Below are 13873 nucleotides of genomic sequence, written 5' to 3' on the forward strand. Positions count from 1 at the left end.
CCAACCCCATGCGCGAGATCGCCCCAGGCGCGGTGCACGTCCCCGGCTGGCTGACCCTCGGCGAGCAGCAGGACCTGGTCCGCGCCTGCCGTGCCTGGGCCACCGGCCCGGTGCCGATCCGGCACACCGTCCTGCCCAGGGGCGGCGTGATGTCGGTGCGAACGGTGTGCGTCGGCTGGCACTGGCAGCCGTACCGCTACACGCGCGAGGCCCACGACGTGAACGGGCGGCGGGTCGCCGAGTTCCCCGCCTGGCTGGGCGACCTCGGCCGCCGCGCGCTCGCCGACGCCTACGGTCACCCGGACGACGGGTACGACCCGGACACCGCGCTGGTCAACTTCTACGACGGCCAGGCCAAGATGGGCATGCACCAGGACAAGGACGAACGTTCCGACGCCCCGGTGGTGTCACTGAGCATCGGCGACACGTGCCTGTTCCGGTTCGGCAACACCGAGACGCGCGGGAAGCCGTACACGGACGTCGAGCTGGCCTCGGGGGACCTGTTCGTGTTCGGCGGCGCGTCCCGGTTCGCCTACCACGGCGTGCCGAAGGTCTACCCGGGCACCGGCGACCCCGCCACGGGGCTGGCCGCCGGTCGCCTCAACATCACGATGCGGGTGACGGGTCTTCGATGAAGTAGTCGAACTGGTCGTCGGTGAGGGTGCGGCGCAGGATGCGCAGCACCTTGCCGGGGTCGTCGTGCGGGCCCGGGGTGTAGAAGGGGCGGCCGTCGCGGCCGAAGGTGATGGCCGAGCCGCCCTCCCACTTGCCCAGCAGGTCGCTGACCGGCGCGAAGTCCTCGTGGGGCTCGAAGCCGAGCGTGCGGGCGTGGTCGACGGAGCCGAAGACCAGGTGCTGGGCCAGCTCGATCGGCACTTCCTGGTAGGCCGCGTACTCGCCGAAGAAGTATTCGCGGAACCGGCGCAGGTCGCGCTCGTCGAGCACGTCGGGGCCGATGGTGTTCTTCACGCCGAGGCAGTAGACGTCGGCGAGGTAGCCGCAGACCGTCATCCTGTCCCAGGTGTGACGCCGGGCGACCAGCACGCACACCATGCCGCCCGCGCCCGACTCCGGGGCCTCGTCGATCCAGCCCTTGGACGGGTCGACGCCCAGCCCGGCGCTCCAGCCGACGTTCATCCAGCACCCGACGACCTCGGGCTCGCCGGTGGTCACGTTCTCGGCGGCGATGGCGCGCACGAGGGGCGCGACGACCGACGGCGACACCTTGAGCGCCCGGGCGATCTCCTTCGGGGACCTGCCCTGGGCGCGCAGCTCGCGTACCTGCTCCTTCAACTCCACACGCGGCAGCCTAGCGCGCCGGTGCGCCCTCAGGCGGACAGGCGGCGGGCGAGCCGGGCGGACATCGGCGGCTCAGCCGACCGACGAGGTCACGGTGTCCACGTGCCGCTGGCCGACCGAACGCCCCGACACCAGGACGAGTTCGAGCTCGCGCAGGTCGGCCAGGCGGTCGAGCGGGTTGCCGCGCACCGCGATGAGGTCGGCGCGCTTGCCCGCCTCCAGGCTGCCGGTCTCCGTCCCCACCCCGCACGCCTCGGCGGCGCGTACGGTGGCCAGCTCGACGATCTCGGCGTTGCCGAACCCGGCCTCGGCGAAGACCTCCAGCCCCGACACGTAGTCGTCGGTGCGCTTGTCGAGCCCGGCGATGGCGAACCCGGTGTCGGTCCCCGCGACGAGTTTGATCCCGGCCGCGCGCATGGCGGCCACGTTGCCCAGCCAGCGGTCCATGGGCTCGGCGCCGATGAGCGCGCGCAGGTTCCAGAACTGCCCGTGAACGGTGGGGCACACGTACGTGCCGCTCTCGGCGATGGCCTCGGCCAGCCGCGCATCGTACGCCGGGCCCTGCGTGGTGTGGAACGTGCAGTGCTCGATCGTGGTGACCCCGGCCTCCAGCGCGTTGCGGATCGACTCGGGGGCGTGGGCGTGCGCCGCGACGGTCTCGACGCGCGCCGCCGCCTCCTCCACGGCGACCCTGATCAGGGCGGCCGGGTACTGGGCCCGCCAGCTCGGCACCGAGCCGGGCGACATCTCGCCGCCCGAGGCCATGACCTTGAGGCAGTCGGCGCCGGCCCGCAGGTTCTCCCTGGCCACCCGGCGCACGGACGGCTCGTCGTCGGCCTCGCCGCCCATGTACCAGCAGTGGCCGCCGGTGACGGTGATCGGCCGGGTCGCGGCGAGCAGGTGCGGTCCGACGGCCAGGCCGTCCTCGACGGCGTCGCGCAGGGTGAGGTCGAGGAAGGAGCGCCCGCCGAGGTCGCGGGCGGTGGTGACGCCGGCGGAGACGAGCTTGCGGGCGTTCTCGGCCATGCGCAGCAGCAGGCGGCCGTCGTTCTCGGCGCTGCGCCCGGTCACCCGGTCGACCCGGGCGTCGAACCCCAGGTGCACGTGCGCGTCGACCAGGCCGGGCAGGAGGGTGTGGCCGCGCAGGTCGAGCACCTCGGGCGCCTCTCCGGCGCTGCCGCGGGGGCCCACCGAGAGGATGCGCGAGCCGTCGATCAGCACCTCGCCGTCCGCGATGACCTCTCCGGGACGCCCGGTGAGCACCGTGTCGGCACGGATGATCCGCATAGCTCCCACATTGCCACACGGGCATGGACCGCGCCCGCCCCTCGTGCGACGATCGCGACATGCGGGACTATTACCGCGATCTCGCCGCCGACTACCACTGGATCTTCCCCGACCGGGTCGTCCTGCCTCCCGGCACGCCCGGCGGCACCTCGCCGGGCAACGAACGGCTGGTGGAGGCCGTGGTGGACGCCCTGCCGCCGGGGGCGTCCGTGCTGGACTGCGCGTGCGGGATCGGCACCGACGTGATGGCCCTGGCCGGGCGCGGCCTGCGGCTCCTGGGCTCCGACGGCAGCGCCGCTATGGTCGAGGAGGCCGCTCGCCGGGTCTCCGGCGTGGAGTTCGCGACCTGCCTGTGGCAGGACCTGCCGGGGTCGCTGCCCGGCCCGTTCGACCTGGTGTTCTGTCTCGGCAACTCGCTCGTGCACACCGGCTCGCGGGCGGCCATGGTGGCCGCGCTCGCGGGCATGCGCCGGGCGCTCGCGCCCGGCGGCACGCTGGTCGTGGACTCCCGCAACTGGGAGCTGCTCCAGCGCGAGCGGCAGCGGATCGTCGCCGCCGAGGAGTTCAGGGAGCGCGACGGCGTGCGCTGCCTGTGCCTGTACGTCTGGACGTTCCCGCCCGAATTCGGCCCGCCGATCCAGGCCGAGGTGGTGCTCGTGCTGGAGGGCAAGGACGGCCGGGTCGGACACCGCCGCTACACCCTCGACTTCGTCCCGTTCACGGAGGCGGAGCTGCGCGGGCGCGTCGAGGAGGCGGGCTTCGCCGTCGCGGAGTCCACCTACCACCCGGACGCCGGCCGCTACGCCCTCGTAGCTCACCCCATCTGATAAGAAGCTTTACTTATTAGGGCATGATGGCCGTCCATGTGGACGCGGGAATTCATGCTCTTCTTCACCGCCCGTACGGTGTCGATGCTCGGCTGGGCGATCACCCCCGTGGCGACCGCGCTGGCCCTGCACGACGCCGGCTACGGCGCGACCGGCGTGGGGCTGGCCCTGGCCGCCTGGACCGTGCCGATGGCGGGGCTCATCCTGTTCGGCGGCGTGCTCATGGACCGTTTCACCCCCCGCCGGATGATGATCGGCGCCGACGTCGTCAGGGTGGCCACGCAGGCGGCCATGGCGGTGCTGTTCCTGCTGGGCAGGCCGGAGTTGTGGCAGGTGCTGGCGTTGTCGGCGATCGCGGGGGCGGCGTCCGCCATGTACCAGCCCGGCGTGGCGGGGACCGTCGCGCGGGTCGCGCCCGACGTGCAGCGGGCCAACGCCACGCTGCGCATGTCCGAGGCGATCATGCAGCTGCTCGGGCCGGGGCTGGCCGGCGCGCTGGCCGGGCTGGCCGGAGTGGGTGTCGTGTTCGCCATCGACTCGGCCGGGTTCGCGATCAGCGCCGTGTGCCTGCTGCTCATGCGGACGCGGGTGACGGGCTCGGGCGAGGAGCCGGTGCTCGTACGACTGCGGGAGGGCTGGCGGGAGTTCCGCTCGCGTACGTGGATGTGGAGCGTCATCCTGATCTGGGTGATCTTCGGGATCACGTTGTTCGGGCCGCTGATTCCACTGGGCTCGGTGATCGTCACCGACACGTACGGGCAGACCGCGTACGGGCTGGTCATGTCGGCGAGCGGGGCGGGCACGATCGTCGGCGGGCTGCTGGCGCTGCGGGTCAGGCCGGCCAGGCCGCTGGCGGCGGGCGGGATCGGCATGTTCCTGTTCGCGCTGGAGCCGCTGAGCTTCGCCGCCGGGCTGCCGCTCGGCGTGATCATGGCCTGCCACGTGCTGGGCGGGGCCGGGTGGGCGTTCTGGTCGGTGATGTGGGCGACGAGCGTGCAGACGCTGGTGCCGGCCGAGGCCCTGAACCGGGTCAGCGCGTACGAGATCGGCGGCTCGACCATGGCCGTCCCGATCGGGCAGGCGCTGGCCGGGCCGATGGCGGGCCTGGTGGGCGCGCGCGAGCTGCTGACCGTCTCCGCGCTGGTCGCGGTCGCCGGCTGCCTGGCGCTGCTGTCCGTACGGCCGGTGCGGCAGATCTCCGTAAGGCCATGAGAAGCCGACCTTAAGTCCGTTCCCGCATCGTGGAGGCATGAGCACGACACAGACCGCCCAGTACGAGATCGTCCGCACCTTCGACGCCCCCCGCGAGAACGTCTACGCCGCCTGGACCGAGCCCGAGCGTTTCTCCCGCTGGTTCGGCCCCCGCATGCTGGCCGCCCCGGTCGGCCGGATCACCCTCGACGCCCGCCCCGGCGGCCGGTGGCGCGCGACGCTCGTCGGCGAGGACGGGTTCGAGGTCACCCTGGACGGCTCCTACCGCGAGGTCGAGGCGCCCGCGCGGCTGGTGTTCACGACCGGCGACCCCGACGCCCCCGGTGACGGCCCGGCCTCGGTGGTGACGCTCGACCTGCTCGACCGGGACGGCCACACCGAGATGCGCTTCCACCAGTACGGCGTCAACACCGACCAGGAGCACGCCGAGCAGGCCAGGGCCGGCTGGGACGAGTTCTTCGACCGCCTGGCCGAGCAGGTCGGCCGCTGACACGTCAGAGCAGGCCCAGCGCGTCGTCCAGCTTGCACGCCCCGCCCCGCGCGTACGCCTCCGAGAAGGCCCGCTCGCCGAGCGCGTCGCGGACCCTCGCCGTCACGCGCTCGTCCTCCTCGCGTTCCGAGGCGGTCGACGGCGTCCGGATCTGCTCGCGGACCGCGGCGGCCAGCCCCAGCAGCACCGCCGCCCGCTCGGTCGGCCCCGCCGCCGACGCCGCGCCCGCGACGGCCGCCGCCGCCGTACGCGGGTCGCCGATCCTGACCGCGGCGGCCAGCGCCTCCCGGTGCAGCTCCATGGCCGCGGCCGGGTCGCCGCGCCGCTCGGTGACGTGGCCCAGCTCGATCAGCAGGTCCGGCAGGTGCAGCGGCGGCTCGACGGCGGGGTCGCGCGGCAGGCCCTCCAGCAGGTGGAGCAGGTGCGTCTCGGCCAGGTCGAGCAGCCCGGCTCGGCGCGCGGCGAAGCCCAGGCCCATCTCGGCCATGGTCTCGCCCATCTTGTTGCCCTGGCCGACGGCCAGCTTCATCGCCCGTCCGCACAGCTCCATGGCCTGGTCGTACGAGCCGCCGTGCAGCGCCATCCAGCCCAGCCACGCGATGCGCCCGGCCACCTCCGGCCACAGGCCGAGATCCTCGGCCATCCGCAGCCCCTCGGCGAACAGCCGGCTCGCCCGCTCGTGGTCGCCGGCCATCTCCGCCGCGCCGGCCAGCCATTCGGTGGCCTGCAACATGCCCCAGCGGTCGCCCAGCTCGCCGAACAGCCGCGCGCTCTCCTCCGCGTCCCGCTCCAGCGCCTCGCCGTCCCGCAGGGTGAACGCGTCGCGCGCCTGCCTGGACAGCGCCACGGCGACGCCCCACGTGTCGCCGTGCGCGCGGCAGGCCGCCAGCGCCCGGCGGGTCAGCTCCTGGCCGTTGACCATGTCGGGCACGCTCATGCCGACGAACAGCTCGGCCCTGGCCCGCTCGCCCGGATCGGCGATCCGCTCCAGCAGCGGCTCCCACACGACCTGCTCGCCCAGGATGAGCGCGAACCCGGCGTGCCAGGCCGCCGCCCGGTGCCGCGCCGGGCCGTCCGGCCCCTCGACGGCCAGCGCCGCGGCCAGCGAACGCCTGCCCTCGGCCAGCCGGCCGCGCAGGAACCAGTACCAGGCCAGCGCGTTGACCAGGCGCGCGGCGGTCTCGGCGGCCCCTTCGGCGATCGCGGTGTCGAGCGCGGCCCGCATGTTGGCCGACTCGGCGTCCAGGAGCAGCAGCCGGTCACGCTGGTCACCGCCGTACAACCCGGGCTCCGCCCGTACGGCCAGGTCCAGGTAGTGGTCCAGGTGCGCGTGGCGTACGGCGGCCAGCTCGCCGGCGTCGGCGAGGCGGCCCACGCAGTACTCCGACACCGATTCGAGCAGCCGGTACCTGACCCCGGCCGTACCCTCGGCGACGACCACGAGCGAACGGTCGACCAGCCGGGCCAGCAGGTCGAGCACGTCGAGCCCCGGCTCGGCGCAGACGGCCTCGGCCGACTCCAGCGTGCAGCCGTCGGCGTGCACGGCCAGCCGGCGCAGCACCACCCGTTCCTCGTCGGACAGCAGGTCCCAGCTCCAGTCGATCACCGCGGTGAGCGTCTGCTGCCTGGCGGGCGCGCCCCTGCGGCCCGAGGCCAGCAACCTGAACCGGTCGTCCAGCCGGTCCACCACGCCCTGGACGCCGAGCGCCCGCACCCGCGTCGCGGCCAGTTCCAGGGCCAGCGGGATGCCGTCGAGCCGCCGGCAGAGCTGGGCCACGGCCTGCGCGTTCCCCGCCTCCAGCGCGAACCCGCGCGCCGACGCTGCCGCCCTGGCGACGAACAGCCGGACCGCGTCCGAGCGGGCCATCTCCGTCAGGTCCGTGCCCGTGGGCAGGTCGAGGGGCGGGACGCTCCACAACACCTCGCCGTCCACGCCGAGCGGCTCGCGGCTGGTGGCCAGGACGGTCAGGTGGGGCGCCGCGGCCAGCAGCGTCTCGGCCACCTCGGCGACCTGCTCGACGACGTGCTCGCAGTTGTCCAGCACGAGCAGCACGCGCCTGGTCCGCAGCGCCGCGGCCAGCCGCTCGTGGACGGCGCCGCCGGACGGGTCCTCCCGGATGTCCAGCGCGGCCGTGATCGCCTCGGCGGGTGAGTGGGTGGCCTGGTCGAGCGCGACCAGCCAGGCGCCGTCGGCGAACCCGTCCAGCAGCCGGTGGGCCGCCTCCAGCGCCAGCCTGGTCTTGCCGACGCCGCCGGTGCCGGTGAGCGTGACCAGCCGCTCGGCGCTCACCAGCGAGCAGAGCTCGGCCAGCGCCTCGTCCCGGCCGACGAGCTTGCTGACGGGGGTAGGCAGGTTCGTCGTGGGCCGCTCGGCGGGCAGGCTCAGCGCCGGGTCCTGGCCCAGGATCGCCTGGTGCAGCGCGACCAGCTCGGGGCCGGGGTCGAGGCCCAGGTCCTCGGCCAGGCGCTCGCGCAGCTCGGCGAAGCCGGCCAGGGCGTCGCTCTGCCGTCCGGCGCGGTAGAGCGCGCGCATGTGCACGGCGCGCAGCCGTTCCCGCAGCGGGTGCCGGGCCACCAGGTCGCCCAGCTCGCCGACGAGCAGCCCGTGCTCGCCCAGGTCGAGCCGGGCCTCGGCGTGCTGCTCCAGCGCCGTGAGCCGCTGTTCCTCCAGCCGTACGATCGCCGACCTGGTGTACTCCTCGTCGGCGAAGTCCGCGTACGCCGGCCCCCGCCACAGCGCCAGGGCGTCGGCCAGCAGCCCCGCCCTGGCCCGTGGGCTGTCGGCCGCCTCGGCCCGGGTCAGCAGCTCGGCGAAGCGGGCCGCGTCCAGGGCGCCGGGATCGGTACGCAGCAGGTAGCCGGGCGCCCGCGAGACCACGAGGTTCTTGCCGCCGGGCTCGGCGTCCTCCAGCGCCTTGCGCAACTGGGAGACGCGCACCTGGAGCGCGCCCGCCGGGTTGCCCGGCGGCTCCTCTCCCCACAGGTCGTCGACCAGCCGGTCGGCCGAGACCGGATGCCCCTCGTGGACGAGCAGGTCGGCGAGCAGCGCCCGGACCTTGAGCCCGGGGATCGTCACAGGCTCCCCCGCGTCGGTCCACACGGCCAGCGGACCAAGCACCCCAAAACGCATGTCCGTCACCTTATGCGGCGCCGTAAGCGCACGAGAAGAACACCTGAAGCGGGCTCCAGCACCGTGGAGACGACGGAAAGGGGAATGACATGACAACCAGCACCCTCGCGGGACGGCGGGAATGGACCGGCCTCGCGGTCCTGGCCTCGGTGGCCCTGCTGCTCTCCATCGACCTGAGCGTGCTCTACCTGGCGCTGCCGCACCTGAGCTCCGGTCTCGGGGCCTCCGCGCCGCAGCAACTGTGGATCCTGGACATCTACTCGTTCATGCTGGCCGGGTTCCTCGTCACCATGGGGACGCTGGGCGACCGGATCGGACGCCGCAGGTTGCTGCTGATCGGCGCCGTGGCCTTCGCCGCCGCCTCGGTGGCCGCCGCGTACTCGGTGAACGCGGAGATGCTCATCGTGGCGCGGGCGCTGCTCGGGATCTCGGGGGCCACGCTGCTGCCGTCGTCGCTGGCGCTGATCCGTACGATGTTCACCGACGGCCGCCAGATGGGGACCGCGATCGGCCTCTGGTACGGCTGCTTCATGCTCGGCATGGCGGTCGGGCCGCTGGTGGGCGGGCTGCTGCTGGAGCACTTCTGGTGGGGGTCGGCGTTCCTCATGGGGGTGCCGTTCATGGCGGCGGTGCTGGTCGCCGGACGGCTGCTGCTCCCCGAGTACCGCGCCCCGAACGCCGGCCGCCTCGACCCGGCCAGCGTGGCCCTGTCGCTGGCGACCATCCTGCCGGCCATCTACGGGCTCAAGGAGGTCGCGCGCGGCGGGTGGCAGCTCGTTCCCGTGGCGGCGATCGTCGCCGGGGCCGTCTTCGGCGTGGTGTTCGTCCGGCGGCAGCGCGGGCTCGCCAATCCGCTGCTGGATCTGCGGCTGTTCGGCAACCGGGCGTTCGCGGCGACGCTGGGGATCATGTCGCTCGGCGGGATCGTCATGGCCGGGACCACCCTCATGACCACCCAGTACCTGCAGACCGTGGAGTCGCTGTCACCGCTGCGCGCCGGGTTGTGGCTGGTGCCGCAGAACCTGGCCATGATCGTGGCCCTGACGGCCGCGCCACGGCTGGCCTCCCGGGTCGGCACCGCGTACGTGATGGCCGCCGGGCTGGGGCTGGGCGCGGTCGGGCTGTTCCTGCACACCCTGGTCCCGAGCGCCGGCGGGACCGGGCTGGTCGTCACCGGGCTGGTCCTGGCCTCGGCGGGCATCGCGCTGCCGATGGGCGCGGGCAACAGCGTGATCATGACGGCCGCGCCCGCCGAGAAGGCCGGGTCGGCGGCGTCGCTGACCGAGACCAGCGGCGAGTTCGGGGTGGCGCTGGGGGTGGCCGTGCTCGGCAGCCTCGGGACGGCCGTCTACCGCGACCGGCTTCCCGAGCACCTGCCGGTCGAGGCGGTCAGGGAGAGCATCAGCGCGGCAGTGACCGCCGCCAAGGACCTGCCCGACCTGCTGGAGCCGGCCAGGGCCGCGTTCACGGCGGGGTTGAACACGGTGGGGGCCGTGAGCGCGGTGGTCTTCGCGGGCCTGGCCCTGTTCGCCCTCCTCACCCTCCGCGGCCACCGCCCCACCTCTTGACGCCCCTCTGCCCCGCCTCGACCGCCGGCCCGCCCGGCGGTCTTCCGCGTCCTCCCCCAGCGGGTTCCGGACGTAGAACGAGGGGTTCTGGACGCGGAACGGCGTCAGGCGGACGGGGGCGCCTTGCGCGCCGAACCGCGGTAGCCGGTGGCGTCGTAGCGCCGTTCGTTGTCGGCCAGCTTGTCCGTGGCCGCCGCCACCAGGTCCACCCCCAGGACGTCGGCCAGCCGGACCAGGTACAACGTCACGTCACCCAGCTCGGCACGGATGCGGGCCAGCGTGTCGGTGTCCGGGCTCGCCGACTCCTCGGCCGTCAGCCACTGGAACTCCGCCACCAGCTCCCCCGCCTCCCCCGCCAGCGCCATCGCCAGGTTCTTCGGCGTGTGAAACCTCTCCCAGTCACCCTCCCGCGCGAACTCCCGCAGCCGTACGGCCAGCGACTCCAGTTCCTCGTTCACGCCACCCGCCCCTAACGGCCACGCCCGGTCCCCTCCCACAGGCGAGGCCGCCCGATTCATCACGACGCGTGATGACAGTCCGGACGAACCCCGTCTGGTTCCCCGCCCGCTTCCGCGATCGACTGGCTGCCGTGATCTCCCACTTCAACGGCCCGGTCCTCGTCCCGGACGAACCCGGGTACGACGACGAGACGGCCCGCTTCAACACCATCGCCGCCTCGGCCCGCCCCGCCGTGGTCGTCGGCGTACGGGACGTGTCCGACGTGCGGAAGGCGCTCGCGCACGCGCGGTCGGCCGGGCTGCGCGTCGCGGTCCAGGCGACCGGCCACGGCCTGTCCGCGCCCACCGACGGCGCCCTGCTGATCAACACCCGCAGGATGACCGGGCTCTCCGTCGACCCCGCCACCCGGGTCGCCCGCGTCGAGGCCGGGGTGCGCTGGAGCCAGGTCGTGGACGCCGCCGCCGAGCACGGCCTCGCCCCGCCGAACGGCTCATCTCCCCTGGTCGGCGCGATCGGCTACACGCTGGGCGGAGGGCTGCCCGTGCTCGGCCGCACACTCGGCTGGGCCGCCGACCGGGTCAGATCCCTGGACCTGGTCACGGCCGACGGCACCCTGCGCACGGTGACGCCGTACGAGAACCAGGACCTCTTCTGGGCCCTGCGCGGCGGCCGGCCGGGCGTCGGCGTGGTGACCGCGATGGAGCTGGACCTGGCCGCGATCCCCCGCTTCCACGGCGGCCTGCTGCGCTTCCCCGCCGAACGCGCGTCCGAGGTGCTGGCGAGCTGGCTCGCCTGGAGCCGCGACCTGCCCGACACGACGAGCACGTCCATCGCCCTCCTACGCCTCCCCGACACCCACGTCACCGCCATCCGCATCGCCCACGTGGCCTCCCCCGCCCCGGACAACCTGATCGCCCACCCGTCGTCACTCCCCACCCCGGACGACCTGATCGCCCCGCTGCGTGCCCTGGGTCCGATCGGCGACACCGTCAGGGACCGCCCCTACACCGAGATCGCCGCCGTCCACGAGGACCCCACGGAACCCGCCGCCTACCGCGAGCTCTCCCTGATGCTCCACACCGTCGGCGCCGACCTGTTCGACCACGCCGACCCGGACCACGCGATGGTCGAGATCCGCCGCCTGGGCGGCGCCCTGGCCGCGCCCCCGGACGTCCCGAACGCGATCGACCACCGCGCGGCCGCCTACAGCCTGTCCACGATCGCGATGGCCGGCACGAACCCGAAACCACCCCTGGACCTCGCCGACCCGTCCAGCACGGGCCTCCGCTTCCGCAACTTCCTCGCCGGCCCGGAAGCCCCGGCCCAGGCCGCCGACGCGTACACCCCGGCCACCTGGCACAGACTCACCACCCTGAAGACCACCCACGACCCCCACAACCTGTTCCTGTGAACATCCGGCGTCCGAGGGCATCGGCGCCCCCTGCTCGTATCTCGGCTCGCCGAGGCCGAGGCCGAAGCCCTGGGCCGGGCCAGCACACCTGACGTGCTGATCGGCGTGATGACAGTGGGTGACGCGCCCCTGGGTCCAGGTCTCGCCCGATCCGGCCGCGACCCAGTTGGCCGAGGGGTTGGCTGTCGGCGCTTCCGCCAACGTACACTCGCAGGTATGAGCGCCGGACATGCGCACGAGGAGCTTCATCACCTGGTCGACCGGCTGTCGTCCGACCAGGCGCGGCGCCTCCTGCGGCTGGTCAAGACCGACCCGGAACTCGCCGATGTTTCGGGCGAAGACGACAAGCCAGTACGTCGTCGGCTCTCGATCGCCGGGATTGGCGCCTCAGGTGAGGGCAATCTTTCGGAACGTGTCGAAGATCTGTTGGCCGAACGGTTCAATCGCTCAGTGTGACCGCTGTTCTTCTCGATACAGGCCCCTTGATCGCGGTGGTCGACCGCGACGACAAGCACCACCTCTCCTGTCTGCGGCTGCTGGAAAGCGCGAGCGGGCCACTGCTGCTGCCGACGACGGTCCTGATCGAGGCCGGTTGGATCATCAATCGACACATGGGAGCGTCCGTACACGCCCAGTTCCTGGATCTCGTGACGGAAGAGTTCGAGTTGGTCAACCTGATCCCAGCGGATGTACGCCGCATGGCACAACTTGTGCGTCTTTATAGGGACTCATGCCTCGATCCGGCAGACGTATCTGTCGTAGCGATCGCCGAGCGGCTCTCCATCACGCACATAGCAACCCTCGATCGACGGGACTTCTCGCTGGTACGCCCACGTCATGTGGTGGCGTTCACGTTGCTGCCCGAGAAGTTGTCGTGAAACAGAGCCTGCGCAGCTCATACGTTCCCGCCCCCTGGTCCGCATGGCGTGCCCGTCCAGAAGGCCGTCGAGTGGACGTGCAGGGGGGCGTAGCAGGTCCACCCTCTCGTAGGGCAGGAGTCAGGGGTGGGTGGCCATGGCGCCGCAGGCGCGGGGGGGGTGCGCCGCAGGCGCTGGGGTGAACGGCGGCTGAGCCCGGAGGGCGAAGGCCGTTGGGCCGCAGGGTGATGAGCATCGGGCCGGGGGGCGAAGGCCGTCAGGGCTGTGAGAAGCCTCGTCACTCCACGGGTGCCGTGCTTTCCCGCACGATCAATTCCGTGGCCAGTTCCACCCGTTTCGTCTCCGGCACCTCGCCCTTCCCCATCCCCAGCACCGTACGGGTGGCCAGCGCCGCCATCTCCTGCAACGGCTGCCGTACGGTCGTCAGCGGCGGCCAGGCCGACTTGGACAGCGGCAGGTCGTCGAACCCCACGACGCTCAGATCCTCGGGCACGCGCAACCCCCGCTGCCGGGCGGCCTCGAACACGCCGAACGCCATCAGGTCGCACCCGGCGAAGATGGCCGTGGGCGGTTCGTCCAGCGACAGGAGTTCATGTCCCTGGTCGTGGCCGGAGTCGACGAGGAAGGTGCCCCGCCGGACCAGTTCGGGGGCCAGGGGCACGCCGGCCGTCTCCAGGGCGGCGCGGTAACCGTCCACGCGGGCCTGGCTGCACAACATGTCGGCGGGGCCGCTGATCACGCCGATGCGGCGGTGGCCGAGTTCGAGCAGGTGGCGGGTGGCGGCGAGGCCGCCGTTCCAGTTGGTGGCGCCGACCGAGACGACGCCGGGCGCCGGCTCGCCCTCCGGGTCGACCACCACGAACGGCAGCGACCGCGCGCTGAGCTGCGCCTGTACGCCGGTGGACAGGCGTGAGGCGACGATGACGACGCCGTCCGTACGGCGGGCGGCCAGCCGTTCGAGCCAGTCGCGCCCCGGACCGGCGTGGGTGTGGAGCACCGAGATGACGACGCTGGCCCCGGCCTCGTGGGCCGCGCTCTCCGCGCCGCGCACGATCTCCATGGCCCACGGCGACTCGATCTCGGCGAACACCAGGTCGATCAGCCCGGCGGGGGTGTCGTCCTGGCTGACGCGCCGCTGGTAGCCGTGCTCCTGGAGCAGCCGTTCGACCTTGTGACGGGTCGCCGGCGCCACCTCGGGCCGGCCGTTGATGACCTTGGAGACCGTCGGGATGGAGACCCCGGCCTCTTCTGCGATCAGTGCGATCGTCACGCGCCTCTTAGCTGACACGTTCGGGAGTGTATCCGAAACTTT

At 73.0% G+C, this 13873-nt stretch carries 13 protein-coding genes; 8 read left to right on the top strand and 5 right to left on the bottom strand.

Features of this window, described 5'->3' with window-relative positions:
- The first annotated feature begins 8 nt into the window (after positions 1-8).
- Positions 9-635, top strand: a complete 627-nt coding sequence (locus tag DMB42_RS07105; RefSeq protein WP_125632666.1) for an alpha-ketoglutarate-dependent dioxygenase AlkB — start codon at positions 9-11, stop codon at positions 633-635.
- Here the strand turns inward: DMB42_RS07105 and DMB42_RS07110 are convergent.
- Positions 607-1299, bottom strand: a complete 693-nt coding sequence (locus DMB42_RS07110) for a helix-turn-helix domain-containing protein (protein WP_260477541.1) — start codon at positions 1297-1299, stop codon at positions 607-609. The two genes, DMB42_RS07105 and DMB42_RS07110, sit on opposite strands and share 29 nt — an antisense overlap.
- A gap of 72 nt (positions 1300-1371) precedes the next feature.
- Positions 1372-2586 carry an amidohydrolase family protein gene (locus DMB42_RS07115; protein WP_125631855.1) on the bottom strand — a complete coding sequence of 405 codons (1215 nt, stop codon included), beginning with the start codon at positions 2584-2586 and terminating at the stop codon, positions 1372-1374.
- A gap of 59 nt (positions 2587-2645) precedes the next feature.
- On the opposite strand from DMB42_RS07115, the gene DMB42_RS07120 reads away from it, so the two are divergent.
- The 3 genes from DMB42_RS07120 to DMB42_RS07130 are packed head-to-tail and all read left to right on the top strand — an operon-like array spanning position 2646 to position 5115.
- Positions 2646-3413: a bifunctional 2-polyprenyl-6-hydroxyphenol methylase/3-demethylubiquinol 3-O-methyltransferase UbiG gene (locus DMB42_RS07120; RefSeq protein ID WP_185844498.1), complete on the top strand. Its 768-nt coding sequence runs from the start codon at positions 2646-2648 to the stop codon at positions 3411-3413.
- Positions 3414-3449: 36 nt separating this feature from the next.
- On the top strand, positions 3450-4625 hold the full coding sequence (locus DMB42_RS07125) for an MFS transporter (RefSeq protein WP_125631859.1): 1176 nt from the start codon (positions 3450-3452) through the stop codon (positions 4623-4625).
- A 37-nt stretch (positions 4626-4662) separates the two neighbouring features.
- Entirely contained in the window at positions 4663-5115 is a 453-nt protein-coding gene (locus tag DMB42_RS07130; RefSeq protein WP_125631861.1) for an SRPBCC domain-containing protein, read from the top strand.
- Positions 5116-5119: 4 nt separating this feature from the next.
- Here the strand turns inward: DMB42_RS07130 and DMB42_RS07135 are convergent, their stop codons facing one another.
- Positions 5120-8245 carry a BTAD domain-containing putative transcriptional regulator gene (locus DMB42_RS07135; protein WP_125631863.1) on the bottom strand — a complete coding sequence of 1042 codons (3126 nt, stop codon included), beginning with the start codon at positions 8243-8245 and terminating at the stop codon, positions 5120-5122.
- A gap of 89 nt (positions 8246-8334) precedes the next feature.
- On the opposite strand from DMB42_RS07135, the gene DMB42_RS07140 reads away from it, so the two are divergent.
- Positions 8335-9813: an MFS transporter gene (locus tag DMB42_RS07140; RefSeq protein ID WP_125631865.1), complete on the top strand. Its 1479-nt coding sequence runs from the start codon at positions 8335-8337 to the stop codon at positions 9811-9813.
- A gap of 104 nt (positions 9814-9917) precedes the next feature.
- Here DMB42_RS07140 and DMB42_RS07145 read toward each other — a convergent pair whose 3' ends face one another.
- Positions 9918-10271, bottom strand: coding sequence for a nucleotide pyrophosphohydrolase (locus DMB42_RS07145; RefSeq protein WP_260477542.1), 354 nt, complete (start codon positions 10269-10271; stop codon positions 9918-9920).
- Positions 10272-10342: 71 nt separating this feature from the next.
- Here DMB42_RS07145 and DMB42_RS07150 point away from each other — a divergent pair, with 71 nt between their 5' ends.
- The 3 genes from DMB42_RS07150 (at position 10343) to DMB42_RS07160 (ending at position 12561) form a co-directional block, all read left to right on the top strand.
- Positions 10343-11683, top strand: coding sequence for an FAD-binding oxidoreductase (locus DMB42_RS07150; protein WP_125631867.1), 1341 nt, complete (start codon positions 10343-10345; stop codon positions 11681-11683).
- Positions 11684-11899: 216 nt separating this feature from the next.
- On the top strand, positions 11900-12139 hold the full coding sequence (locus tag DMB42_RS07155) for a hypothetical protein (RefSeq protein WP_125631869.1): 240 nt from the start codon (positions 11900-11902) through the stop codon (positions 12137-12139).
- A complete protein-coding gene (locus tag DMB42_RS07160) occupies positions 12136-12561 on the top strand; it encodes a type II toxin-antitoxin system VapC family toxin (RefSeq protein WP_125631871.1) in 426 nt (141 codons plus the stop codon). The genes DMB42_RS07155 and DMB42_RS07160 overlap by 4 nt, the downstream gene beginning before the upstream one ends.
- Before the next feature lie 277 nt (positions 12562-12838).
- On the opposite strand, the gene DMB42_RS07165 is transcribed toward DMB42_RS07160, so the two are convergent.
- Positions 12839-13849 (bottom strand): LacI family DNA-binding transcriptional regulator, encoded by a 1011-nt coding sequence (locus DMB42_RS07165; protein WP_125631873.1) that lies wholly within the window; start codon positions 13847-13849, stop codon positions 12839-12841.
- Positions 13850-13873 lie beyond the last annotated feature (24 nt).

The sequence above is a fragment of the Nonomuraea sp. WAC 01424 genome (assembly GCF_003947315.1).
GTDB classification, from domain to species: domain Bacteria; phylum Actinomycetota; class Actinomycetes; order Streptosporangiales; family Streptosporangiaceae; genus Nonomuraea; species Nonomuraea spiralis.